Annotated in this window: 20 protein-coding genes; 10 read left to right on the top strand and 10 right to left on the bottom strand. The window is 65.5% G+C overall.

Annotated elements, in window-relative coordinates:
- Window positions 1-91: 91 nt before the first annotated feature.
- Window positions 92-961 (bottom strand): 3-methyl-2-oxobutanoate hydroxymethyltransferase, encoded by an 870-nt coding sequence (gene panB, locus GRI89_RS04150; RefSeq protein WP_159792489.1) that lies wholly within the window; start codon window positions 959-961, stop codon window positions 92-94.
- A 133-nt stretch (window positions 962-1,094) separates the two neighbouring features.
- Between panB and GRI89_RS04155 the strand changes: the two genes are divergently transcribed.
- The gene (locus tag GRI89_RS04155) at window positions 1,095-2,672 is read left to right on the top strand and encodes an amino acid permease (protein ID WP_159792491.1); all 1,578 of its coding nucleotides are present in this window, start codon (window positions 1,095-1,097) and stop codon (window positions 2,670-2,672) included.
- Between the two features lie 75 nt (window positions 2,673-2,747).
- Here the strand turns inward: GRI89_RS04155 and GRI89_RS04160 are convergent, their stop codons facing one another.
- Window positions 2,748-3,218, bottom strand: a complete 471-nt coding sequence (locus GRI89_RS04160) for a pyridoxamine 5'-phosphate oxidase family protein (RefSeq protein ID WP_159792493.1) — start codon at window positions 3,216-3,218, stop codon at window positions 2,748-2,750.
- Window positions 3,219-3,355: 137 nt separating this feature from the next.
- On the opposite strand from GRI89_RS04160, the gene GRI89_RS04165 reads away from it, so the two are divergent.
- The 4 genes from GRI89_RS04165 to GRI89_RS04180 all read left to right on the top strand — a co-directional run bounded on the left by GRI89_RS04165 (window position 3,356) and on the right by GRI89_RS04180 (window position 8,045).
- Window positions 3,356-4,102, top strand: a complete 747-nt coding sequence (locus tag GRI89_RS04165) for a hypothetical protein (protein WP_159792495.1) — start codon at window positions 3,356-3,358, stop codon at window positions 4,100-4,102.
- Window positions 4,053-5,594 (top strand): DUF6504 family protein, encoded by a 1,542-nt coding sequence (locus GRI89_RS04170; protein WP_159792497.1) that lies wholly within the window; start codon window positions 4,053-4,055, stop codon window positions 5,592-5,594. Before GRI89_RS04165 ends, GRI89_RS04170 begins: the two co-directional genes overlap by 50 nt.
- A gap of 115 nt (window positions 5,595-5,709) precedes the next feature.
- The gene (locus GRI89_RS04175; protein WP_159792499.1) at window positions 5,710-6,081 is read left to right on the top strand and encodes a DUF6152 family protein; all 372 of its coding nucleotides are present in this window, start codon (window positions 5,710-5,712) and stop codon (window positions 6,079-6,081) included.
- A 14-nt stretch (window positions 6,082-6,095) separates the two neighbouring features.
- Entirely contained in the window at window positions 6,096-8,045 is a 1,950-nt protein-coding gene (locus GRI89_RS04180; protein WP_159792501.1) for a TolB-like translocation protein, read from the top strand.
- Window positions 8,046-8,057: 12 nt separating this feature from the next.
- Here the strand turns inward: GRI89_RS04180 and GRI89_RS04185 are convergent, their stop codons facing one another.
- The 3 genes from GRI89_RS04185 to GRI89_RS04195 are packed head-to-tail and all read right to left on the bottom strand — an operon-like array spanning window position 8,058 to window position 11,160.
- Entirely contained in the window at window positions 8,058-8,921 is an 864-nt protein-coding gene (locus GRI89_RS04185) for a hypothetical protein (RefSeq protein ID WP_159792504.1), read from the bottom strand.
- Window positions 8,918-9,811, bottom strand: coding sequence for a TauD/TfdA dioxygenase family protein (locus GRI89_RS04190; protein WP_159792506.1), 894 nt, complete (start codon window positions 9,809-9,811; stop codon window positions 8,918-8,920). Before GRI89_RS04190 ends, GRI89_RS04185 begins: the two co-directional genes overlap by 4 nt.
- On the bottom strand, window positions 9,808-11,160 hold the full coding sequence (locus GRI89_RS04195) for an MFS transporter (RefSeq protein ID WP_159792508.1): 1,353 nt from the start codon (window positions 11,158-11,160) through the stop codon (window positions 9,808-9,810). Before GRI89_RS04195 ends, GRI89_RS04190 begins: the two co-directional genes overlap by 4 nt.
- A 272-nt stretch (window positions 11,161-11,432) precedes the next feature.
- Between GRI89_RS04195 and GRI89_RS04200 the strand changes: the two genes are divergently transcribed.
- From GRI89_RS04200 to GRI89_RS04220, 5 genes are all read left to right on the top strand, one after another.
- Window positions 11,433-15,095, top strand: coding sequence for an error-prone DNA polymerase (locus GRI89_RS04200; RefSeq protein WP_159792510.1), 3,663 nt, complete (start codon window positions 11,433-11,435; stop codon window positions 15,093-15,095).
- A 121-nt stretch (window positions 15,096-15,216) separates the two neighbouring features.
- The gene (locus tag GRI89_RS04205) at window positions 15,217-15,621 is read left to right on the top strand and encodes a hypothetical protein (protein ID WP_159792511.1); all 405 of its coding nucleotides are present in this window, start codon (window positions 15,217-15,219) and stop codon (window positions 15,619-15,621) included.
- 40 nt (window positions 15,622-15,661) lie between these two features.
- Window positions 15,662-16,291, top strand: a complete 630-nt coding sequence (locus GRI89_RS04210; protein WP_159792513.1) for a LysE family translocator — start codon at window positions 15,662-15,664, stop codon at window positions 16,289-16,291.
- Between the two features lie 92 nt (window positions 16,292-16,383).
- On the top strand, window positions 16,384-17,727 hold the full coding sequence (locus tag GRI89_RS04215; protein WP_159792515.1) for an MFS transporter: 1,344 nt from the start codon (window positions 16,384-16,386) through the stop codon (window positions 17,725-17,727).
- A 27-nt stretch (window positions 17,728-17,754) separates the two neighbouring features.
- A complete protein-coding gene (locus GRI89_RS04220) occupies window positions 17,755-19,098 on the top strand; it encodes an MFS transporter (protein WP_159792517.1) in 1,344 nt (447 codons plus the stop codon).
- On the opposite strand, the gene phoB is transcribed toward GRI89_RS04220, so the two are convergent.
- The 5 genes from phoB to pstC all read right to left on the bottom strand — a co-directional run bounded on the left by phoB (window position 19,099) and on the right by pstC (window position 23,936).
- Window positions 19,099-19,788: a phosphate regulon transcriptional regulator PhoB gene (gene phoB, locus GRI89_RS04225; RefSeq protein WP_159792519.1), complete on the bottom strand. Its 690-nt coding sequence runs from the start codon at window positions 19,786-19,788 to the stop codon at window positions 19,099-19,101.
- A gap of 63 nt (window positions 19,789-19,851) precedes the next feature.
- On the bottom strand, window positions 19,852-20,532 hold the full coding sequence (phoU, locus tag GRI89_RS04230; RefSeq protein ID WP_159792521.1) for a phosphate signaling complex protein PhoU: 681 nt from the start codon (window positions 20,530-20,532) through the stop codon (window positions 19,852-19,854).
- The gene (gene pstB / locus GRI89_RS04235; RefSeq protein WP_407924966.1) at window positions 20,532-21,278 is read right to left on the bottom strand and encodes a phosphate ABC transporter ATP-binding protein PstB; all 747 of its coding nucleotides are present in this window, start codon (window positions 21,276-21,278) and stop codon (window positions 20,532-20,534) included. The genes phoU and pstB overlap by 1 nt, the downstream gene beginning before the upstream one ends.
- Window positions 21,279-21,307: 29 nt before the next feature.
- A complete protein-coding gene (gene pstA / locus GRI89_RS04240) occupies window positions 21,308-22,558 on the bottom strand; it encodes a phosphate ABC transporter permease PstA (protein ID WP_159792525.1) in 1,251 nt (416 codons plus the stop codon).
- The gene (gene pstC, locus GRI89_RS04245; RefSeq protein ID WP_159792527.1) at window positions 22,551-23,936 is read right to left on the bottom strand and encodes a phosphate ABC transporter permease subunit PstC; all 1,386 of its coding nucleotides are present in this window, start codon (window positions 23,934-23,936) and stop codon (window positions 22,551-22,553) included. The genes pstA and pstC overlap by 8 nt, the downstream gene beginning before the upstream one ends.
- Between the last annotated feature and the right edge of the window lie 65 nt (window positions 23,937-24,001).

The following is a 24,001-nucleotide window of genomic DNA, read 5'->3' on the forward strand; positions in this document are numbered from 1 at the left end:
TCTGGTACTGGCGCGACATTGTACTATTATGGGCGATCATGGCCGCGGCGTTGGCACGAATGGCGGGCTGTAGGAAAGGCTTTTCGCGCGGTTATCCGGACTGGTAGCACTGGTCGGGACCGGGGAAGCTGCGCGCGCGAACTTCCTCGGCATAATGCGCCGCCGCAGCCGAGATCGTCCCGGCGAGATTTTCGTAGCGTTTCACGAAACGCGGCACGCGTTCGAACATGCCGAGCATGTCCTCGGTAACGAGGACCTGCCCGTCGCATTGCGCCGAAGCGCCGATGCCGATGGTCGGGCAGGCGACCGCGCCGGTGACCTCGATGGCGATCTCCTCGAGCACCCCTTCTACGACGATGGCGAAGGCGCCGGCCTCGTCGAGCGCGCGGGCGTCGGCGACGATCTTCTCTGCCTCGGCATCGTTCTTGCCGCGTGCAGCATAACCGCCGAGCACGTTGACCGCCTGCGGGGTCAGTCCGACGTGGCCCATCACCGGGATGCCGCGCCTGACGAGGAATTCGACCGTCGGCGCCATCGCCTCGCCGCCTTCGAGCTTCACCGCCGCCGCGCCGGTCTGCTTGAGCAGGTATGCGGCGCTCTCGAACGCCTTCTCGGGCGATCCTTCGTAGCTGCCGAACGGCATGTCGATGCAGACGACGGCGTGATAGCTGCCGCGCACAACCGCCGCGCCGTGGTTGGCCATCATCTCCAGCGTGACCGGCACGGTCGAAGGCAGGCCGTAGATCACCTGGCCGAGCGAATCTCCGACCAGCAGCAGGTCGCAATGCGCGTCGAGTAACTGCGCCTGCCGTGCGGTGTAGGCGGTCAGCATGACCAGCGGCTCGGCCGTGACCCCGTCCTGCTTGCGCTTGCGCAGCTTGGGCACGGTCAGCCGCTTCATCGGCGCCGGAGTGGGATTGGCGCGGCTCGTCGAGGTGTCGAGCTGGAAGGTCGTGGACATGGCCGCTGACATAGACTTGCCATCCAGCCGGGGAAACCCCGCACATTTCGCCTTGCCAAGCGGTCGTCCAGCGCTAGCGTGCCCTGCAATCGGGGAGGCGGCGCTGTGATGGCCGCCCAAGAAGGGAATTTGTATGATTTTGGATCGGGTCAAACCGCTGGACGCAATTCTTGCGACCGCGGAGAAGAAGTCGCTCAAGCGAACGCTGGGTTGGTTGCAGCTTACGCTGCTCGGCATCGGCTGTGTTATCGGCACCGGCATTTTCGTGCTGACTGCGGTCGGCGCGCAGAAGGCCGGACCAGGTCTGATGGTCGCCTTCGCCGTCGCCGGTGCGGTCTGTATCGTCGCCGCGCTGTGCTACGCGGAAATCGCCGCAATGATCCCGGTTGCGGGTAGCGCATACACCTACAGTTACGCGTCGATCGGCGAGTTCTTCGCCTGGACCGTGGGCTGGGCGCTGATCATGGAATACGCGATCGCTGCCAGTGCGGTTTCGGTAGGCTGGTCGGGCTATTTCAGCGGGACGATCCTCAACGAGTTCCTCGGCATACACTTGCCCACCTGGCTCAGCGCCGGGCCGCTGGCGTTCGGCGGGGTCGAAGGCGGGTTCATCAACCTGCCGGCGGCGGTCATCGCGCTGCTCGTCACGTGGCTGCTGGTCATCGGGACCAGCGAGAGCGCCAAGGTCAATGCCATCCTCGTGGCGATCAAGGTTACCGCGCTGACGGCGTTCATCGCGCTGACCCTGACGAGCGGCGACTTCAGCGCCGACAAGTTCAATCCCTTCCTGCCGGCCGGCCTGTTCGGTGGCTGGGGCACGGGCGTCGGCGCGCTGGGCGCGGCGGCGACGATGTTCTTCGCTTACGTCGGTTTCGACGCGGTTTCGACCGCGGCGGAAGAGACCAAGAACCCGCAGCGCAACGTGCCGATCGGGCTTGTCGCCTCGCTGCTGTTCTGCACGGTGTTCTACATCCTCGTTGCCGCCGGTGCGATCGGGACGCTGGGTGGCCAGCCGATCATGGACGCGATGGGCTTCCCGGTCGAAGCCGGTTCGCCGGAACTGGCGCGCCAGTGCGCCATGCCCGAACACGCCGAAGCTCTGGTCTGTTCGAAGGAAGCCCTGGCGCACGTGCTGCGCGTGATCGGCTTCTCGGGTATCGGCAACATGCTCGGCATCGCCGCCTTCCTCGCGCTTCCGTCGGTCATCCTCGTGCTGATCTTCGGCCAGACGCGCATATTCTTCGTCATGAGCCGCGACGGCCTGCTGCCGGAGAAGTTGAGCACGGTGCACCCGAAGTACCGGACGCCGCACGTCGTCACCATGATGACCGGTGCCGCGGTGGCGCTGGGCGCGGCGTTCTTCCCGGTCGGCCAGCTTGCCGACATCTCGAACGCCGGCACGCTCTACGCCTTCCTTATGGTGGCTGTCGCGGTGATGGTGCTGCGCGTGAAGGACCCCAATCGCCAGCGCCACTTCAAGGTGCCGGGCGTGTGGATCATCGCTCCGCTGACGATCATCGGCTGCGTGCTTCTGTTCTTTAACCTGCCGAGCGCTGCCATGCTGTTCCTGCCGGGGTGGGGCATTCTCGGCCTGTTCGTTTACTTCCTCTACAGCCGTGGCCACAGCCACCTGGGCCGCGGGATCGTCGAGGTGGTCGACGACGTCGCGGGCGAGGAATTGCAGATCCCGATCCATCCGCCGGGCGAGTGATCGGCCTTGGATCATGAAAGAGGGGCCGCTTCCCATTGGAGGCGGCCCCTTTTTTTGTGCGGGTTGGTGAATTGATTAGAGGTTGGTTTCGAGGTGTTCCTCGCGCGCCTCTTCCTTGACTTCGAAGCCGAGCAGCATCTTCACGTTGTCGACGAAGCCGAGGTCGCTATTCCAGATTTCGGCCTGGCCGAGGTCCATTCGCAGCATCATCAGGTTGGGATCGTCCTTGCCGTCGAACCAGGATTCGATGATTGAGTTCCATTGCTTGTCGAGGCGGGCGCGGCTCGCTTCCTCGCTCAGCGTGCCGGTGAAGCGGGCGAAGACCTGGTTGTCCTTGCCCGAGAATGTCGCGGTCGCCGGGCCGAGCCTTGCCAGCGGGTGATCGCGGCGGGTGAAGAACCAGATCGTTCCGCCCTTCACATCTTCGTCCAGTTGCGCGGTCATCGGGACGGCGGTGTGGGGGTCGCTGTCTAGCTGGAGGAAGACGAAGGGGCTCTCGTCCAGCGCTTTCCAGAATTTGTGTTTGAGTTCGTTCGGGTCGCTCATTTCAATCTCCTTTCCCCACCAACGGCTCGGCGAACGCGGGCGTTCCGGCGCCTCGCGATAGGCGGATTGTTCCGCGGGACCGATTGCGCAGCGACGCGAGATATGGAACAAACAAGGAACAAAGGAGTCGATTCGTCATGGACCTTTCCGCCTTGCCCACTGCCGGCGAGCTGGCCTCGCTTGGCGAGCGTGCGCGCCACTGGCGCCCGGGGCTCGCCGGTGCGCGCCATGGCGAGGTGTTCGCGCGCGGTAACGAGGGCAGCGGGGCGGCCGCCGCGCTGGCGCTGGCGCTCGACGGGCTGCGCGCCGAGGGCGACGAGCGGGTGGAAGAGCGCGCGGTGCTGTGGGTGCAGGATGCCGCTGCCATCCGGCTTGGCGGGCGGCCCTATCGCCACGGCTTGCCCGAGGCGCTGCGCCGCCGCCTGATCCACGTTTCCGCGAAGTCGGCGGAGGACGCGTTGTTCGCGCTGGAGGAGGGCGTGCGCTGCCGCGACGTGGCCTTCGTGCTGGGCGAGATCGCCGGCAACCCGCGCGCGCTCGACTTCGTCGCCTCGCGTCGCCTGAGCCTCGCGGCGGAAAAGCATGGCGTGGCGCTGTGGCTCGTCCGGCTCGATGCTTCGCGCGACCTCTCGTCGGCGCGGATGCGCTGGGAGGTGCGCTCCGCCCCGTCACCGCGCCCGCGCTGGAACCCCGCCGCCCCCGGCCGCCCGGCCTGGCGCGCCGAACTGTTCCGCTCGCGGGTTCATGCCCCAGGAGAATGGATCCTGCGCGATGAGGCAAACCACCTCGCCGCCGATCGCCTCCCGACAGCCAACGATCCCGGCACGCCGGATCATGTCGATCTGGCTGCCTCGTCTGGCGATCGATCGCTGGCGGCAGTCTGAAGGCCTGCAGGAAGGGCAGGGCGCGGACGGCGCCCCGCTCGTCCTGATCGCCGAAACCGCGCACGGTCCGCGGATCGAGGCCGCCAACCGCGCCGGGCTCGAAGCCGGGGCAAGGGCCGGCATGATGCTCGCCGATGCGCGCACGCTGTGCCCCTCTCTGGTGACGCTGCCGAGTGACCCGGCGGGCGACCGCGATTTCCTCGAACGGCTCGCACTGTGGGCGCGGCGCTGGGGCCCGTGGAGCGCGCTCGACCCGCCAGATGCGGTGCTGGTCGACGTCACAGCGGTCGCGCACCTCTTCGGCGGCGAGGATCGCCTGCTGGCCGACGCGCAGGACCTCTTCGCCCACCGCGGCCTCACCGCCCGCCTCGCCATCGCGCCCACCGCCGGGGCGGCATGGGCGCTGTCGCACTATGGAAAGGGCAATTCCATCCTGCCTCCCCCTGTGGGGGAGGATATCCCGGCGATGCTTTCCGGCCTTCCCGTCGCCGCGTTGCGGCTCGACGACGACGTCCTGCTGATCCTGCGCCGCCTCGGGCTCAAGCGGCTCGGTCAGCTCGAGGGTATCGGCCGCGACGCCTTGCAGCGCCGCTTCCGCACCCGCCGCGCGCCCGCCGCCAACCCGCTGACCCGGATGGACCAGCTGCTCGGCCGCGTGCCTGAGCCGCTGCTGCCGGTGGTCCCGCAGCAGGTCCCGCTGGTCCAGCGCCGGCTGATGGAGCCGATCCTCCACCGCGCGCTGCTCGATACTGTGCTCGCCGACCTCGCCGCCGACATGGCGCGCGAACTTGAAGGGCAGGGGCAGGGCGCCCGGCGGCTCGAACTGGGGCTGTGGCGGGTCGATGGCGAAGTTGCGAACCGCATGCTCGAACTCGCCGCGCCGACCCGCGATGCGGCGCATATCGTCCGCCTGTTCGCGAGCAAGCTCGACGATATCGACGCCGGGTTCGGGATCGAACTGGTCCGCCTGCGCGCCAGCTGGACCGAGCCGCTGGCGCTCGAACAGGCCGATATCGAGGCGGCGGCCGAGGACCACGGTACTTCGCTGGCCGCCTGCATCGACAGGCTGGCCGTGCGCCTCGGCCCCAGGTCGGTGGGTCGCCCGGTGCCGCACGCCAGCCACATCCCCGAACGCGCGCAGAAATGGCAGCCGCCGCTCGAACCGGAAGCCGCCAGCCAGGGCGAGCTCGCCTTCCACGCCCGGCCATTGAAGCTGCTCGACCGCCCCGAGCCGATCGCCGTGCTCTACGCCACCCCCGACGGGTTGCCGCAACGCTTCCGCTGGCGCGGCAATGTCCACGAGGTCGCCCGCGCCGAAGGGCCCGAACGCATCGCCCCCGAATGGTGGCGCGAAACCGGCCGCGCCCGCCTGCGCGACTACTACCGCATCGAAGACGGCGAGGGGCGGCGCTACTGGATCTACCGGCTAGGGCTGGTGGGCGATGGCCGCGGCGGACTGCCCGACTGGTTCATACAGGGGCTGTGCGCCTGAGCCGCCGGAAATGCGACAACCAGACCAACGCTTTGAAATGATATTGCCGGACGCTGAAAATAAGATAGGCTTCTCGCATAAACCGGTCGTGTTCGTGTCCCGAGGAGGAACCGCGATGACGAAGCGTTTTGCATTGGCCGCCTTGGCCATCCTTGCCGCCGGACCGGCGATCGCCCACCACAGTATGGCCGTCAATTTCGACCTGACCCAGCGCATTTCCGAACAAGGCACGCTCGAAAGGATCGAGTGGACCAATCCGCACGTCCATCTGTTCCTCAAGGTCAAGGGCGAAACCTGGGCCTTCGAGGGGCCCGCGCCGAGCTGGTTTCGCGGGCGCTCCTACAAGCGCAGCGATTTCGAGGAATCGATCAGCAAGCCGGTGACGATCGACGCCAGCCCCGCGCGCAACGGCAGCAAGGCCGGGCTGATCCGCCAGATCAAGCTACCCAACGGGGTGATCATCTCCGCCTGTCCGCAAAACTGCTGAACGGGAGAAAGAACATGGGCAAACAGCGGGCGAAAGCCGCTCTTGCGGCAGCCGGCAAGCTGGCGATGGCGACCATGTTGGGCTGCAGCCTAACCACGGCGGCCTGGGCCGAAGTCAGCGAAGAGCAGCGCGAAGCAAACGAGAAGCAGCAGCGCGAGATCCGGGACGCTCGCCGGGCCGCGGCGGTCAAGGAAAGGGCCACGATCTCCAGGATCGTCGCCGCGGACGGTACAGAGCTCGCCCGGATCGAATTTTCCGATCCCAACATGGGCGAGCCAAAGTTCTCCCCGGATATGAGCCGCTATGCAGCGCTCATGGTCGACCGGCCGAACGGTTCAACCGATCTCTGGGTGTTCGATTACAGGAACGGCACCAAGGCCCAGATCACGACGAGCGGCAAGGGCGAGGATGTGTCGGGCTTCACCTGGTCGCCCGATGGCAAGTCGCTGGCTTATTCTGCCGTGCGCAACGGCCAGTACAACGTCTACCGGCGGCCCGTCGAAGGACCGCCGGGCGATGGTGAGCTGGTTTTTGACAACCGCGGCGGCGACATCGACCTGTGGGACTGGTCGCCCGACGGCCGCTACCTTGCCTACGATACCGGCTTCACGACGGCGACAGTCGACGGTGGCGGGATTCACCTGATCGATCTCGAAAAGGGCGGTCCTCCGATCGAGGTGCTCAAGACGCCCTATCCGATATTCGTACCCCAGTTTTCGCCCGATGGACGCTATCTGTCCTATACCGCGCTCGATCGCGGCGCCTTCCCCATCGAAGTGACGAGGGCAGTGCCGATCGATCAGGGCGGCGGCCAGTACTGGCGGCTCGCCAACGCCGGGTCCGGCGCCAGCTCTCTGTGGTCGGCGGACGGCAAGACGGTCCTCTATTGCGACGCGAAGGCGAGACTCACGATGGGGGTCAGCGTCGAGCCGGATGGCGACGCGGTCAAGCATGGGGAGGCGGCCGCGGTCGACGCTCCCAAGGGCATCATGACCGGTGCCGAGGACGGCGAGTGCTTTAACCCCAGCCGCGACGGCCAGCGCCTTAACGCGATCGGACTGCCAAAGGATCCGTCCGAACGGATCGTGATGGTCGATCGGTCCGGGCGCGAGCTGGCGCAGTTCGGCAAGCCGGGAACCTGGGGTCTGGCGTCGTTCTCGCCCGATGGATCGCGCATTCTTGCGATAGCCGCGGCGGACGACAATTCGCCAAACTCGGCCATCTGGTCGATCGATCCCGCGACCGGCGAGGAAACCAAAGTGGCCGACGACAGCCCGTTCAAGCGGGACCTGATCTGGGCGGGCAACGACTCCTACATTTCAGCGACGGGCCATTTCGACAACGGGGCCCAATTTTACGTCTACCGCCATCCTGTCAGCGGTGAGGGCGGGCCGGAAACAGTCTTCGAACTCGAGCCGGGCGTCGTCTCCTTCGAGCCCACCGACGTCTCGTCCGACGGGAAGTACCTGATCGCAAACATTGCCGGCTACATAGCCGCTATCCCGCTGGCCAAGGGCGCAGAAAGTCCCGAGGCGCGGGATGTCCTGCGCGGGGAATTCGATGTCGCCGTCCTGCGGCTCTCGCCCGACATGGAATACGCCGCCTACACCTATAACGATACCGGGCGGTTCGAGGTCTATCTCGCGCCTTTCGACCGGAGTACCGCCGCCGTGGATGACAGCGCCGCCCGCATGATAAGCCAGGGCGGCATGGCCAGCGCCGTTTCCTGGCGCGCGGACGGCAAGGAACTCTATTACCTGAGCGACCTGCCCGACACGCCCGAGATCAACGATTTTGCGGTCATGGCCGTCGGCGTGAGCACGAAACCCGCCCTGACGGTGGGGGAGCCGCACGCACTGTTCACGATCGTTCTCCCGGCCGGGGTGACCGCCAGCGGCCGGATGCTGTTCTGGCGGATCGCCAGCCCCGACGGCCAGCGCTTCCTGTTCGTGAACGATCAATAGCGAAGTGGGGGCTCAGCTTGCCGGTGTTAGGCCGCTCGGTGATTCCTCGACTCGTTTCCGGACTGTCGTTTCAACCATCGAGCGAGTTTCCGAAGGCGAATCGGGCTCGGTCACGGTAATGGTCGCCGCTTTTACCCGCCCTATCACATTGCCAGTGGCGTCAAGTTCGAAAGAGACCTCAAGAGTCCCGGACACCACATCCTTCGCATGAACTTGACGTGCCTGATCAAGTGAAAGTTCCTTGCCCGAGATCTCAGCCACGACGACATCGGTCTGGGCGCTCGACTCCCGAATGCGATTTCCATCGATGACTGCACTAGCCGAAAGCCGACTTGTTCCATCATTATCGACCTGAGTTGTAAGCGCCACTGGTCGCTGGATATTGGGGTCGCTGAACACTTCACCGGGCCGCAAATCGAACGGCGCGATCAACTCCAGGACAGATTGTGGATCACACTCAATCTGGAACGCATTCCAGGTGAAAATCCAATGTCCACACGCTTCGCGCGTATATCCTGCAAATTCGAGAAAGCGTTCGACACGTGCCTCAAGCTCGGCTTCGTTCAGAAGTTTCAATTCGCCATCGTTGCTGTGCAGGATTCGCGCCGGAAACTGCCAACTTACTGACCTGTCACTGTCGCTTGCACTTTCGGGAAGGTCGTACTCGAGTTCGACGCCTTGATCGGTGGTGGCCAACACTTTCTCGATCAGCGTATCGCGGTCAAAAGAGCTGCCCGAACCGGACTCCGATTTCGACTCTGTCTTCGTCTCGATCGTGATGAGCCAGGTATCTCCAGCGACGTGCTGACGTGCGGCCACCGGAGACGTGAAAAACATCCCTGCGACCAACAGGAGAGCAGGCGAGATGCGCCTCACCGCTCCGGCGCTTCCCCGTTGATCGCCACCCGGTGCATTACCCGGCGCTCCCCCGCATAATCGTTGAGCGCGTAGTGCAGCGTGGCGCGGTTGTCCCAGAAGGCGACGTCGCCGACCTGCCAGCGCCAGCGGCAGGTGAAGGGCTCGCGGGTCGCCTGGGCCATCAGGTAGTCGAGCAGCGGGGCGCTTTCTTCCTCGGTCATGTCCTCGAAGCGCGGGGTGAAGGCGCCGCTGACGTAATAGAGCTTGCGACCGCTTTCGGGGTGGGTGCGGACGAGGGGGTGGGGGTGTTCCCAGTGCGCCGCCGCCGTAGGTGAGGAGCGAACCGAGCTGTCCTTGCCCCAGTCGAGCGCCTTCTCGCCGTAGATCTTGGCGGGCGTGTGCATGACCGTGAGCGTGTCGATCAAGCGCTTCATTCCGTCCGAAAGATCGTCGTAAGCCGTATAAAGATTGGACCAGAGCGTATCGCCGCCGACTTCAGGCACCTGCTTGGCGTAGAGCACCGACCCGAGCGGCGGTTCGGGCATGTAGGTCAGGTCGCCGTGCCAGGCGCCGCCGAAGTTGCGGGTGTCGGTCGGCTCCTGCCGCACCTCGATGATGTCGGGGTATTCGTCCATCCCGGCAACCTGGTCGTGGCGGTTGAGCGTGCCAAAGCGCCGGGCGAAGGCGAGCTGCTGGTCGGGCGTCATGTCCTGTCCGCGGAAAAAGATGACGAGATGCTCGACCAGCGCGCGGCGGATTTCGCCGATCGTCTCGTCGTCGAGCTCCTGCGACAGGTCGACACCCTCGACGATCGCCCCGAGCGAGGCCGAGTAACGCTTGACGCCAATGCGGCGGTAATCCGCCGATGCGGCCTGCGGGGCAATGCGCCTGCCGGTGATCGCGGTCATGCCGGTTGCAACCTGCGCTTCGGCTCGACCTGGCAATCGACGATGAAGGCCGCGGCGAAGACCATCAGCGAGATGACGACCAGCGTCGCGAAGTACCAGATAAAGCTGTCGCCTCCGAGGTTCATCAGCCACCCGCCGCCGAGCACCATGCTGATCGACATGACCCGGCCCGAGGTGATGACCATGCCGATCCCGCCCGCGCGACACGAATGGGCATAGCCCGAGGCCATGATGACGTAGAACACCGTGATCATCATCGAGACCAGCCCGACGGCCAGCCCTTCGAGCCAGACAATCGCCTCGACCTGTCCGGCAGTGGGTGCGCCATTCGCGCCCTCGATGATGATGGCCAGCCCGAGGATCGTGGCAAGGATCGCCGCCGCCCCGGCGATGGTCACCGCCTTCGATCCGAACGTGCGCGTGGTCAGCCCCGCCGACAATCCGCCGATGATCGAAAGGATGCCCTGCCAGAAGCTCGCCCTGAGCGCGTCATCGAGCGACAGTCCGGCCGAGGTCAGCAGCGTCGGAGTCCAGTTGAGCAGGCCATAGACCAGCGTCGTCGTGGCCGAGAAGCTGATCACCATGCCGAGGTTGAGCCGGTTGTTGCTGCGATGGAACACTCCGATCTGCTCGCCGGGGGCCGCATCGGGGCTGGTCACCACTTCCGGCAAGAGTTCGATCGACCCGTCGATCACCCGCGAGGCGCTCTTCTGCGCCGCCTCGCGCCGTCCCCGCGTCAGGAGCCATGCGGGCGGCTCGCGCAGGACGGCGACGAGCAGCGCGCCGAGCACGAGCGAGCCCACGCCGAAGATCATGAACGCACCGCGCCAGCCGTAGGCTGGCAACATCAGCGGCATGACCGCGGCGCTGACCGAGATGCCCACGGGGATGCCTACCGACAGGAACGAGACCGCGTGCGGGCGGGTCTTCTCGTTGACCCAGTCGCTGACCAGCGCCAGCGCGTTGGGATAGGCCGCGCCGAAGCCGAGCCCGCCAAGCGCGCGGACTGCGGCCATTTCCCACACTCCGTTGGTGAACGATGCAAGGATGGTCGATCCGCCAAAGATCGCGCAGGCAATGGCCAGCGTGCGCAGCCGTCCGATACGGTCGCCCAGCATCCCGCCGAAGATCGACCCGAAGCCCATGCCGAAGAGCGATGCGGCGAGGGCCGGGCCGAACACGGCGCGGTCGATGTTCCATTCCTCGAGGATCACCGGGGTGACCAGCGAGAGCGATTGCAGGTCGATCCCGTCGATCACCAGCAGCGCCAGCCCGAAGACCATCACCACGATCTGGAACGGCCGCAGGGGCAGGTCGGCGATTGCCGCACTGAACGTCGATTGCCGCATGTGTTCTCCTCTTCCCGCCTGGCAGTCTGTCAGTGGTTTTTGACTTCGTCCACAGCAATCGCCGGGAGAACGGGCTAGGAGAATCCGCGGAGAGAACATATAAGGAACATATGCACTGTCGCGATAGTCCTGTGCACGCCTGGCTTGGCCGGGCGGCAACCGCAAACCATGCCGTCACCCCCGCGAAGGCGGGGGTCCAGCTGTCCTTTCGGCGAAGAGCGAGAGCAGCTGGATTCCCGCCTTCGCGGGAATGACGAAAGAGGGTGCCGGCGTTGCCCGAAAACGACCTCCATATTCCCCGTCGCAGGGTGGAATTCGATCCCGATCTGGTCGAGCCGCCAGCGCGTGCGCCCTTCGTCGAGCTGGGGTTGGTCAGTTGCTTCAGCTTCCTGCGCGGGGCTTCGGACGCGGTCGACCTGGTGCTGGCGGCCCACGCGCTGGGGTACGATGCGCTCGGCATTGCCGACGCCAATTCGATGGCCGGGGTGGTGCGGGTCCACACCGAAGCGAAGACGCTCAAGCTGCGGCCGGTGATCGGCTGCCGCATCGAGACGGTCGAGGGGCTCGCCTTCCTCGCCTATCCGAAAGACCGCGCCGCCTACGGGCGCCTGTGCCGGTTGATCTCGGCAGGACGGATGGGGACGCTCGACGGAGGCTGGCAGGAAAAGGGGGTGTGCGAGATCTCGCTGGCGATGCTCGCGGCGCATGGCGAAGGGGTGCAGCTGGTGCTGCTGCCGCCGGCGGATCTCGACGCCAAGTTCACCATCGCGGTGGAGAGCAATGTCATCCCCTTCCGTCACCCCGGCCCCCGAGCCGGGGTCCCGCTTCCTTCTAGTGTAGCGGAAGAAAGCTGGCCCCCGGATCAAGTCCGGGGTGACGAGGTTGAGAGGAAGGGGTGCATGGCCGACATCCTCCCCCACCTGGGCGCCCGGCTCCCCACGCTGCGCCACATCGCCGCGCCGTACCTCTACACCGGCGACGATATCGCCCGGATCGACCGGCTCGACGCGCTGGCGAAGGCCAACGGCCTCGCCTTGCTGGCGACCAACGACGTCCACTACCACGCCCCCGACCGCCGCCCGCTGCAGGACGTGATGACCGCGATCCGTCACAAGACCACCGTGGCACGGGCCGGGCACCTGCTCCACGCCAATGCCGAGCGGCATCTCAAGGGGCCGGGCGAGATGGTCCGCCTGTTCGAGCGCTGGCCCCACGCCATCGCCGCCGCGCGCGAGGTGGCCGACGCCTGCACCTTCAGCCTCGACGAGCTGAAATACGAATATCCCACCACGGCCTATCCGTACGGGATGACGCCGCAGGACTATCTCGTCCAGCAAACCTTCGAGGGAGCAAAATGGCGTTATCCCAACGGTTTGAAACGCGATATCGAGAAAACACTTGAGAAGGAGCTGGCGCTGATCGCCCAGCTCGGCATCGCGCCCTACTTCCTCACCATCAAGGAAATCGTCGACTTCGCACGGGCGCAGGATCCGCCGATCCTGTGCCAGGGGCGCGGCAGCGCGGCGAACTCGGCGGTGTGCTTCTGCCTCGGCATCACCGAGGTCGATCCGGCCGAGCACCAGTTGCTGTTCGACCGCTTCATCTCCGCCGAGCGCACCGAGCCGCCCGACATCGACGTCGATTTCGAGCACGAGCGGCGCGAGGAGGTGATCCAGCACATCTACGCCCAATACGGCCGCGAGCACGCCGGCCTGTGCGCCACGGTGATCCACTATCGCCCACGCATGGCGATCCGCGAGGTCGGCAAGGCCATGGGGCTGAGCGAGGACGTCACCGCGCTGCTCGCGCGCACCGTGTGGGGCGGGTACGGGCAGGAGATCGACGAGGAGCACGTCCGGCGCGAGACCGGGCTCGACCTGCGCGACCCGCACCTGCGCCGGGTGCTCAAGCTGACCGGGCAGATGATCGGCATGCCGCGCCACCTCAGCCAGCACGTCGGCGGGTTCATTCTCACCGACAAGCTGCTGACCGAGACGGTGCCGATCGGCAACGGCGCCATGCCCGACCGCAGCTTTATCGAGTGGGACAAGGACGACATCGACGCACTCGGCATCTTCAAGGTCGACGTGCTCGCGCTGGGCATGCTGACCTGCATCCGCAAGTGCCTCGACCTGCTCGAGCGGCACCACGGCCGCAAGCTGACGCTGGCCACCGTCCCGCAGGAGGACCCGGCGGTCTACGACATGCTGTGCCAGGGGGATTCGGTCGGCGTGTTCCAGGTCGAGAGCCGGGCGCAGATGAACATGCTGCCACGCCTGCGCCCCCGCAAGTTCTACGACCTGGTGGTCGAGGTGGCGATCGTGCGGCCCGGGCCGATCCAGGGCGACATGGTTCACCCCTACCTCAAGGCGCGCAAGGCGCAGCGCGAGGGCGGTCCGGCGTTCCAGCTTCCCGGTCCCGCGCCCGAGCATGGCCCGGCGGACGAGCTGTCCTCGATCCTCGAACGCACCTACGGGGTGCCGATCTTCCAGGAACAGGCGATGAAGATCGCGCTCGACGCGGCCAAGTTCTCGCCCGGCGAAGCCAACCAGCTGCGCAAGGCGATGGCGACCTTCCGCAGCCGCGGGATGATGCACCAGCACGAGGAGAAGATGGTCGGACGGATGGTCGCGCGCGGCTACGATCCCGAATTCGCCCAGCGCTGCTTCAACCAGATCAAGGGCTTCGGCGAATACGGTTTTCCCGAGAGCCACGCGGCGAGCTTCGCGCACCTCGTCTACGTCTCGGCCTGGCTCAAGTGCCATTACCCCGCCGCCTTCGCCGCGGCGCTGCTCAACTCGCAACCGATGGGTTTCTACGCCCCGGCGCAGATCGTCCGCGACGCGGCCGAGCACGGGGTCGAGGTCCTGCCGGTGGATGTGAATTGCAGTGCGTGGGACAACGGGCTTGAGGTCCTTCGAGACGCAGATGGGCCTTCGACGAGCTCAGTCCCATCTGCTCCTCAGGATGAGCGGGGTTCTTCCATGTTCGCTCATCCTGAGGAGCGGCTGAGGAGCCGCAAAGCGGCGTCTCGAAGACGCGTCTCGAAGGGCCTCCGCCTCGGCCTGCGGCAGGTCGACGGGCTGCCCGAACACGTCGCGGCGCAGATGGTGGCGGCGCGCGAGACGGGCGGGGCGTTTCGCGACGTGACCGAACTGCGCGACCGGGCGCGGGTGCCGCCATCGCATGTCGAGCGGCTTGCTTCGGCCGATTGCTTCGGCTCGCTGGAACTGCCGCGACGGCAGGCGCTGTGGGATGCGCGCAGCCTCGTTGCCGGGGCCGACCTGCCGCTGTTCGCCGCCGCCCGGGCGCGTGACGAGGGGGCGGAGAAGGTATGCACCGCGCTGCCGCTCATGCCCCTGTCGGAAGAAGTCGTCGCGGATTACCAGACCGTGCGCCTCAGCCTGAAAGCCCATCCGCTGAGCTTCCTGCGCCCCGGCCTGACTGAGCGCGGCTTCCTGCGTGCCTGTGACCTGCGCGCCCGCAAACATCGCTCGATGGTCAGCATCGCCGGCGTGGTGCTGATCCGCCAGCGGCCGGGCAGCGCCAAGGGGGTGTGCTTCATCACGCTGGAGGACGAGACCGGAGTAGCCAATCTCGTCGTCTGGCCCGACGCGTTCGAGAAATACCGCAAGGTGGTAATGGGTGCGCGGCTGATGGAGGTGCGCGGGAGGGTCGAATACGACGAGGAGGTGCTCCACGTCATCGTCAGTCATCTCGTCGACGCGACCGGCGAGCTGCACAAGCTCTCCGACGACCTGCTCAAGCCTTCGATAGCCCCGGCCGACCATGCCACCAACGGACCGCCCGGAAGCGAGGCGTCGCGCGCCGCCCGGCCGTGGCAGCCACCCGGTCCGGAAGAGCGCGACTGCGGTTTCGTCCCGCGCCACCCGCGCGACGTGCGAATCATTCCCAAGTCGCGCGACTTTCACTAGGCGGCGGCGATGGCCGGATCGGAAGATGTACTAGGTTGGGGCGGAGCCGGAATCGGCGCACAATGCCCCGTGCGCTGCTGCTATGCCGGCAGCAGTCGCCACACCGATGGGATGCCCGACCATGCCCAAAACCAGAACCGTCCTGATCTCCGCCACACTGCTGGCGATCCTCGCCGTTTCCGGCTCCGCCGCGGCGCGGCAGGACATCGTCGATGCGCGAGGCTGGCCCACGTACGACGCGGTGAAGCAGGACGGTTGCACGGCGCAGGTGCGCGGCAACGGCAAGATCTATCGCGTACAGGGACAGGGTTTCGCACCCGGCGCGGCGGTCTACGTCCATCTCGTCAACGACGGGATCAAACCGCTCGACTACCGCGATACTGCCGACCTGAGCGGCAACTGGTCACGCTACTACGTGCCGTTCCTGTGGCACCATCAGGGCGAAACGGTGCAAGTCAACGTCACCAGCGGCGAGTGCTCGCTCGACCTCACGTTCGACTGGCAGCGGCAGGACCCGAACTCCTAAGCGCCCGCTTCCGCGAGCCTCCTCATGGGGCTTCGCGCTCGTGATCGACGCCGAAATGTTGGCCGCCTTCGCAGTGGTCACCGGGCTGACGAGCATCGTCCCGGGGCCATCGATGCTGTTCGTCATGACCGAGACGCTGTGGCGAGGCGCCCGCTCGGGTTTCGCCGCGCTGATCGGGATGCAACTCGGCTACCTGTTGTGGTGGGCTCTGGCCGCGCTCGGCCTCGGCACGCTGGCCAAGACCTATCCCTTCGCCATGCACCTGCTGGCGGTCGGCGGGGCGCTGTACCTCGCCTGGCTCGGCCTGCAGGCCCTGCGCAACGCGGGCAGCGCAGCGGGAGAGGATATCGAACCGGCGCACGCGGTGACGCGCCATGCCTTCCGTGACGGAATCATGGTGGCCATCGGCAATCCCAAGTCGCTGATCTACGTCGTGGCCCTGCTTCCACCCTTCATTGCGCCGGACCGTCCGGTGATACCGCAACTCGCCGTGCTGTGGATGATCGGCATGCTGCTCGACCTGGCGATCGGCGGAATCTACATCTATGCCGGCAAGAGCCTGTCGCGGGCGATGGACCGGCCCGGCACACGGCTGTGGATCGACCGCGGGGTCGGTGCGGTATTTATCGTGATCGCGCTCGCGATTCTGTACGAATTGCTGTCCGGATAGGTCGGTGCCGCGCAAGATATTTGCGTTCAGCGCGTAAATCGGGTCAACTGCGAACAAGGCGTCGCACAGTCCCGTCAACGGCAAGGACATTCATGACCGCACAGGCCACGTTCCTGCCGCCGCTCGAGCGCAGCAAGTGGATGCGCTTCCTCACGGTCTTCCTGTTCTACGTCACCCAGGGCTTCCCGCTCGGCCTCTTCTTCTACGCCATCCCCGCCTACATGGCGTCGAGCGGCGCGAGCACGACGGAGATCGCATCGGTCGTCGGGCTGAGCAACCTGCCGTGGACCCTGAAGCTGGTGAACGGCTTCCTAATGGACCGCTACACCTTCTTGCCGATGGGTCGGCGGCGCGTCTGGCTGCTCGGCGCGCAGGGCACGTTGGTGACCATGTGCATCGTCGGGGCCCTGCTTGCTCCGGGAGGGCGCGACGTGCTGCTGCTCTCGGCGCTCGGCTTCGTCATCAACAGCGCGACGACGTTCCAGGACGTGGCGATCGACGGCATGGTGGTCGACATCATGGGCGAGGACGAACAGGCCCGGGCGGGCGGCATCATGTTCGGCGCTCAGGGGTTCGGCCGGGCGACGGCTGTGGCGCTGAGCGGGTGGCTGATCCAGCACTACGGCATTTCCGCCGCTTACCTCGCGATGGCCGGGATCCTCTCGACGGTGTTCGTGTACGGGTTGGTGATACGTGAGCGTGAAGGGGAACGCCTGCTGCCCTGGAGCCACGGGCAGGCCCATCCGCGCAACCTCGCGATCCAGGTCGAGGCATGGTGGCCGCTGCTCAAGAAGAGCTTCGCCGCAATGATCGTCCCGGCGAGCCTGCTGTTCATTCCCATCCTGCTGATGCGTTCGATGCCGACTGGCGGCTTCGAAGCTTATTGGCCGGTCATGACCAGCGAACTCGGCGAGTGGAGCACGACCGACTACACCAACGTCGTCGCGATCGAGGAATACGTCCTTGCTGCGTTCGGCCTGCTGGTCGGCGGATGGGGTATCGACAAGATCGGGCCGAAGAAGTCGCTGCTTGCGGTCATGACCCTCTACATCGCCGGCTTCGTCGGCATGAACCTGCTGGTCGACGAATGGAGCGCCAACTGGCTGCTCGTCGGGATGATCTGGTACTTCAACTTCTGTTCGCTGATGTACGCCATATCGATGATCCCGCTAGCGATGAGCCTGTGCCGGCCCGAAGTCGCCGCGACGCAGTTCACGCTCTACATGGCGGTCGGCAACTTCGGCGCCCCCCTCGGCGCCTCGCTCGTCGCGGCCACGGCCGGGGCAGGGGAGCCGATCCTCTGGTTCGGCGTACTTGCGACGATCATAGCGTTCGGCTTCATCATCGTCCTCATCACGCGCTTCCCCAAGGGTCACAGCGCTGTAGTCGACCACGAAGTCCCGCAAGGTGCGGGTATGGCACCGCTGACCGACTGAACCGTTCCCAGAGACAGGAGATCATGAATGGCGACCGCTGCTGATACGGGCTTCTTCCGCCCGCTGACGGAAAACCCGTTCCTGAGGCTCGCGACGGTCGTCGTGTTCTACATCTTCGAAGGGATCCCTATGGGGCTCTTCTACACGGCGGTCCCGGCCTACATGGCCAGCCAGGGCGCAGGGACTACCGAGATTGCCACGGTGGTCAGCGCTTTCTCCCTCCCGTGGACGCTCAAGCTGGTCAACGGATTTCTCATGGATCGCTGGACGTTCCTGCCGATGGGACGTCGTCGAATCTGGATCATCTGTTCGCAAGCGACGATGGCGCTGACGCTGCTCTACGCTGCATTCGCTGCGCCTTCCGGTTCCGACGTATTCCTCTTGTCGGTGATCGCCTTCGTGGTCAGCATGGCGACGACGTTCCAGGACGTAGCGATAGACAGCCTTGTCGTCGACATCATGACCGAGGAAGAACAGGCCAAGGCCGGCGGTTTCATGTTCGGTTCGCAAGCTGCGGGAATTGCCCTCGCGACAGTTGCCGGAGGATACCTGCTGCAGCACTTCGGCACCGGCGTCACGTTCATGGTGGCGGCCGTGTTCCTGATGTTCGGTGTTGCTTTTGCAATAACTCTCCGCGAGCGGCCTGGCGAAAGGCGCTTGCCGTGGTCGGCGGGCACATCGCACCAGCGTAACCTCGACATCAAGATCGACGCCTCGTGGCCACTCCTCAAGCAGAGCTTCAAGGCGATGATGGCGCCGGCAAGCGTAATCATCGTGCCGTTCTTGCTGGTGCGCAACATTCCGGCGGGCATTTACGATGTCTTCGACCCGGTGCTGGCAACGCAGTACGTTGGTCTCACGACTTCGCAATACACCAACATCACCTTTTTCAGCGCATCGGTTTCCGGCGCTGTCGGTTTCTTCCTGGGTGGCTGGCTTACGGCAAAAATTGGCAAGCTTCGGGTTCTCACAACGATGTACCTGCTGACGTCGATCCTTGTCCTCGGCGCAGGGGCAGCCGTGAACTACTGGACCGACCCGGTCGTGCTCTACGCGCTGGTCTGGGGCATCGACATGTTCAGCATCTTTGTCGCCATCGCGATGATCCCGGTTGCAATGCAGATCTGTACGCCGGCAGTCGCCGCGACGCAGTTCACGATCTACATGGCGCTTGCCAACTTCGGCCGTCCGATCGGCGCATGGATCGTTGCCACGACCAGCGCAATCGATCCGCAACTGATCTTCTTCACGATAGGCCCGATCATGCTAGTTGCGGCCATCGGCACGCGTTTCCTAAAGGAGAGCCAACCGACGCCGGAACTCGAACGCGCCACTCACCATGGCGTGGGCGCCGGCCCGGTCGACAACTGATCAGGCCGGGTCGAAGGAGTATCCGGCCGAGCGGACGGTCCGGATCGGATCCCTGCTCCCCGGCACTTCGATCGCCTTGCGAAGGCGGCGGATGTGGACGTCGACCGTGCGTTCCTCGATCTCGCTGCCGGTGCCCCAGACCGCATCGAGCAGCTGGTGGCGCGAGAAGACGTGGCGCGGGTGCTCCATGAAGAAGGCGAGCAGGCGGTATTCGGTCGGACCAAGCTTCAGTTCTTGCCCGCTGCGCGCAACGCGGTGCGCCGCCGGGTCGAGCCGCAGGTCGCCCTGTTCGATCGCTTCGCCGGCCAGCGCCGGGCGCACGCGGCGCAGCACGGCGGAGACGCGGGCGATGAGTTCGCGCGGGCTGAACGGCTTGGTCATGTAATCGTCGGCGCCGGTTTCGAGCCCGCGGATGCGGTCGTCCTCGGCCTCGCGCGCGGTCAGCATGATGATCGGAACCCCGGACGTCGCCTTGCTGCGGCGGAGCCTCCGGCAGACTTCGATGCCGCTGGTGCCCTCGATCATCCAGTCGAGGATTACGAGGTCGGGGCTGTCCTCCTCGGCCATCATCAGCGCCTCGTCACCATCTGAGGTGGTGCGGACGTTGTAGCCTTCCTTTTCGAAGCGGTATTCGAGCAGCTCGGCTAGCGAACTGTCATCCTCGACAAGCAGGAGTTTTGGCTGGGGCATGCCGCCTAAGACAACAAATTTATGACAGCCGCGTGACAGTTCGGCTGCGCTTTGCCAGCGAAATCAGTCGCGGCCGTCATGTTCGTCCGGCGGATACTGCCCGGTGGCCGCGTAGTGGACCATTTCGGCGACGTTGGTCGCGTGATCGCCGATCCGCTCTATGTTGCGCGCGATGAACAGCAATTGCGCTGCGCTGCTGATTGTCGCCGGGTTTTCGACCATGTGGCTGACGAGGTTGCGGAAGATGCTGTCATAAAATGCATCGACTTTGTCGTCGGTCCGAATGACTTCGCGCGCCATGACCGGGTCACGCGCGGCGAAGGAGGTCAGCACGTCGTGGACCATCTCGGCGGCCACTTCGCCCATCGCCGGGAGCAGCGTCAGCGGTTCGAAGCGGTGACGCCCTTCGATCCGGCCGACGCGCTTGGCGATGTTCTTGGCATAATCGCCGATGCGTTCGACGACGCCGGCGATCTTCAGCGCGGCGATGATCTCACGCAGGTCGTCGGCCATCGGCGCACGCAGGGCGATGACGCGGACGGCGAGTTCGTCGACTTCGCTTTCGAGCTTGTCGAGCTTCTTGTCGCGTTTGACTACCGCGGCCGCCAGCTCTTCGTCGCCGGTAACCAGCGCCTGCATCGCTTCCTGGATCGCGACTTCGGCAAGGCCGCCCATCTCCGCGATCAGGCCGCGCAGCCGGGTAATGTCCTCGTCGAATGCCTTTACCGTGTGTTCCACGACCATCAGCCGTACCTGCCTGTGATGTAATCCTTGGTGCGTTCCTCACGCGGAGTGGTGAAGATCTGCGAAGTATCCCCATACTCCACCATCTTGCCGAGGTGGAAGAAGGCGGTGCGCTGCGAAACACGCGCTGCCTGCTGCATCGAGTGGGTCACGATGACGATTGCGTAGCGGCCGCGCAACTCGTGGATCAGTTCCTCGATCTTCGCGGTAGCGATCGGATCGAGCGCCGAACATGGCTCATCCATGAGGATAACCTCGGGATCGACGGCGATTGCACGGGCGATGCACAGGCGCTGCTGCTGCCCTCCGGACAGTGCCGTGCCGGAATCGTCGAGGCGGTCCTTCACCTCCTCCCAGAGGCCTGCACGACGGAGCGACTTTTCCACAATTGCGTCGAGTTCGGCCTTACCTTCGGCCAATCCGTGGATGCGCGGGCCGTAGGCGATGTTCTCGAAGATCGTTTTCGGGAAGGGATTCGGCTTCTGGAAAACCATCCCGACGCGGGCGCGCAACTGCACGACGTCCATGCCCGAAGCGTAGATGTCCTCACCGTCGAGTTCGATCGTTCCCTCGACCCGCGCCGACGGGATCGTGTCGTTCATGCGGTTGAGCGAACGCAGGAAGGTCGACTTGCCGCAGCCAGAAGGGCCGATGAACGCGGTGACGAAATCGGTCTGGATGTCGATCGAAACCGAATCGATCGCCAGCTTCGACCCGTAATAGATCGACACGTCGCGAGTGCGCATCTTGGCGGCGGGGTTGGCTGTCTCGGTGGTCACCATTTCTTCTCGAAGCGGTTGCGCAGGTAGATTGCGAGGCCGTTCATGACCAGCAGGAACAGCAGGAGGACGATGATCGCCGCGCTGGTGCGCTCGACGAAGCCGCGGTCGATCTCGTCGGACCACAGGAATATTTGCACCGGCAGCACGGTCGCCGGATCGGTGAAGCCGTCGGGTGGCGTGGCGACGAAGGCGCGCATGCCGATCATCAGCAGCGGAGCAGTCTCGCCCAGCGCGCGGGCCATGCCGATGATGGTGCCGGTCAGGATGCCGGGCAGGGCGAGCGGCAGGACGTGGTGGAACACCACCTGCACCGGGCTCGCTCCGATCGCCAGCGCGCCGTCGCGGATGCTCGGCGGCACCGACTTGATGGCGTTGCGCCCGGCGATGACGATCACCGGCATGGTCATCAGCGCCAGCGTCAGGCCGCCGATCAGCGGGGCGGAGCGCATGTAGGGAAACAGGCCTAGGAACACCGCGAGACCGAGCAGGCCGAAGATGATCGAGGGAACCGCGGCGAGGTTGTTGATCGAGACTTCGATCAGGTCGGTCCAGCGGTTCTTCGGCGCGTATTCTTCAAGGTAGAGCGCCGACAGCACGCCGACCGGGAAGGCCAGCAGCAGGGTCACGATCATCGTCAGGATCGAGCCCTTGAGCGCGCCCCAGATGCCGACCTGCTGCGGGTCGGTGGCATCCGAGCGGGCGAGGAAGCCGGGATCGAAGCGGTCGTCCAGCTTACCCTCGGCGGCGAGCTTCCTGGCCAGCGGTTGCAGCGCCGCCTGGCCATCGCCGGCATAGGCGTTGGAAAGGTCGTCGCTTGCCGGCAGCCACAGCACGGAATCCGTATCGAGCAACGAGGGATCGGCGATGATCTGCGTAGCGGCATTGCGCCAGGCATCGTTGTTCAGTTCGGCGAAGCCGTCCGCGCCGAGCGAGCGCTCGCCGTAGAATTCGATGACCGCGGGCAGGCCTTGCGTTTCGAGCGCGCGGATCTTTTGCGGCTCGGTCCTGAGGTTCGGATCGATGCTTAGCGCGGCCTGGCGGAAGTCGATCTTCACGGCCATTTCGGTGCGCTGGAAGCCGCCGATGCCGTTCATCGTCATGGTTACAAGCAGGAACACCAGCACCGCGATCGAGAACAGGATCGACGAGAGGCCGAGCAGCTTGAAGCGCTTCTCGGCGGCGTAGCGCTTGCGCAACCGCGCTTCGAACGCGCTCGTGCGGGTCGGGGCGATATGATCACTCATAGGCTTCGCGGAACCGTTTCACGACGCGCAGGGCGAAGAAGTTGAGGCCGAGGGTGACGAGAAACAGGACGAACCCGAGCGCGAAGGCGCTCAGCGTTGCAGGGTGGTCGAAACTGCCTTCGCCGGTCAGCATGGCGACGATCTGGAACGTAACTGTTGTCATCGCCTCGAGCGGGTTTGCCGTGAGGTTCGCCGCCGCACCTGCTGCCATGACCACGATCATCGTTTCGCCAATGGCGCGGCTGATCGCCAGCATCACGCCCGCGACTATGCCGGGCAGGGCCGCGGGGACGAGCACGCGGCGGATCGTTTCGTTGGTCGTCGCGCCCATGGCCAGGCTGCCGTCGCGCATGGCCTGCGGAACTGCGGCAATCGAATCGTCCGCCATCGAGGAGACGAAGGGAATGATCATCACGCCCATCACGAGGCCCGCCGCCAACGCGCTCTCGCTCGAGGCGTTCTGGATGCCGATGGCCTGCGCCGCATCTCGGATCGCGGGGGCCACGGCGAGCGCGGCGAAATAGCCGTAGACCACGGTCGGGACACCGGCGAGGATCTCGAGCGCCGGTTTGAGCCAGCTGCGCCAGCGCGGGTCGGCGTATTGCGTCAGGTAAATCGCGCTCATCAATCCGAGCGGGATGGCGACGATCATGGCGATGATCGCGCCAATGTAGATCGTCCCCCAGAACAACGGGATGGCGCCGTAGCGCGAGGGATCCGGGTTGGCCGCATTGGCCATGGGATCGGGGCCCCAGTGGGTGCCGAACAGGAAATCAATCGGCGAAACCATCCCGAAGAATCGGAATGTCTCGAACACCAGGCTGATGAAGATGCCGAGCGTCGTAAGGATCGCCACCAGCGAGGCAAGCAGGAGCACGCCCATGATGATGCGCTCGACCTTTGTCCGCGCGGCAAAATCGGGCCGGACCCGCAGGAAGGCGAGGCCGCCGAACAGCAGGCCGATCGCCAGCGTGCTGCCGATGCCGATCAGGCGGTATTTGCCGATAGCCTCGCGGAACGGCTCGACGAGGTCTGCGGCGCCGCGATTGAAGACCGTATGCGAGGCTCCGGTCGCGACCGAGCGCGCCTCGGCCAGGATCGTCTGGCGCTGCATTCCGAACTCGGGGAGCTGGGCTGCCGCGGGATGGGCCAGCACCGACTGCAGCACGAGGTTCGGCGCGACGGCGCTCCATACCGCGATGAACAGGAGCACGGGGATCGCCACCCACAGGGCGACGTACCACCCGTAGTAGCTGGGCAAGGCGCGCAACCGGGTGTTCGGCGACGCACTCTTGAGGCTCCACGCGCGGGCACGCGCGGCAAGCCACCCGGCCAACGCCAGGCCCAACCCGACCAAAAGGAGGGTGGCCCCCGACATGCTATGCAGGATCCTTCATCATCATGGCCGAAGCCGAAGCAGAAGCGGGACGGGAATGTCCAGAA

This window comes from Croceibacterium salegens (assembly GCF_009827435.1).
Lineage (GTDB): Bacteria > Pseudomonadota > Alphaproteobacteria > Sphingomonadales > Sphingomonadaceae > Croceibacterium_B > Croceibacterium_B salegens.

What these genes read in the sequence shown, in the direction of transcription:
- GRI89_RS04165 (WP_159792495.1), top strand. Translation starts at nt 3,356, where the DNA reads ATGGACCTTTCCGCCTTGCCCACTGCCGGCGAGCTGGCCTCGCTTGGC.
- phoB (WP_159792519.1), bottom strand. Translation starts at nt 19,788, where the DNA reads ATGCCCCAGCCAAAACTCCTGCTTGTCGAGGATGACAGTTCGCTAGCC.
- GRI89_RS04175 (WP_159792499.1), top strand. Translation starts at nt 5,710, where the DNA reads ATGACGAAGCGTTTTGCATTGGCCGCCTTGGCCATCCTTGCCGCCGGA.
- GRI89_RS04190 (WP_159792506.1), bottom strand. Translation starts at nt 9,811, where the DNA reads ATGACCGCGATCACCGGCAGGCGCATTGCCCCGCAGGCCGCATCGGCG.
- GRI89_RS04215 (WP_159792515.1), top strand. Translation starts at nt 16,384, where the DNA reads ATGACCGCACAGGCCACGTTCCTGCCGCCGCTCGAGCGCAGCAAGTGG.
- GRI89_RS04170 (WP_159792497.1), top strand. Translation starts at nt 4,053, where the DNA reads ATGTCGATCTGGCTGCCTCGTCTGGCGATCGATCGCTGGCGGCAGTCT.
- pstA (WP_159792525.1), bottom strand. Translation starts at nt 22,558, where the DNA reads ATGAGTGATCATATCGCCCCGACCCGCACGAGCGCGTTCGAAGCGCGG.
- GRI89_RS04160 (WP_159792493.1), bottom strand. Translation starts at nt 3,218, where the DNA reads ATGAGCGACCCGAACGAACTCAAACACAAATTCTGGAAAGCGCTGGAC.
- pstB (WP_407924966.1), bottom strand. Translation starts at nt 21,278, where the DNA reads ATGCGCACTCGCGACGTGTCGATCTATTACGGGTCGAAGCTGGCGATC.
- GRI89_RS04180 (WP_159792501.1), top strand. Translation starts at nt 6,096, where the DNA reads ATGGGCAAACAGCGGGCGAAAGCCGCTCTTGCGGCAGCCGGCAAGCTG.
- GRI89_RS04220 (WP_159792517.1), top strand. Translation starts at nt 17,755, where the DNA reads ATGGCGACCGCTGCTGATACGGGCTTCTTCCGCCCGCTGACGGAAAAC.
- GRI89_RS04195 (WP_159792508.1), bottom strand. Translation starts at nt 11,160, where the DNA reads ATGCGGCAATCGACGTTCAGTGCGGCAATCGCCGACCTGCCCCTGCGG.
- panB (WP_159792489.1), bottom strand. Translation starts at nt 961, where the DNA reads ATGTCCACGACCTTCCAGCTCGACACCTCGACGAGCCGCGCCAATCCC.
- GRI89_RS04155 (WP_159792491.1), top strand. Translation starts at nt 1,095, where the DNA reads ATGATTTTGGATCGGGTCAAACCGCTGGACGCAATTCTTGCGACCGCG.
- phoU (WP_159792521.1), bottom strand. Translation starts at nt 20,532, where the DNA reads ATGGTCGTGGAACACACGGTAAAGGCATTCGACGAGGACATTACCCGG.
- pstC (WP_159792527.1), bottom strand. Translation starts at nt 23,936, where the DNA reads ATGTCGGGGGCCACCCTCCTTTTGGTCGGGTTGGGCCTGGCGTTGGCC.
- GRI89_RS04205 (WP_159792511.1), top strand. Translation starts at nt 15,217, where the DNA reads ATGCCCAAAACCAGAACCGTCCTGATCTCCGCCACACTGCTGGCGATC.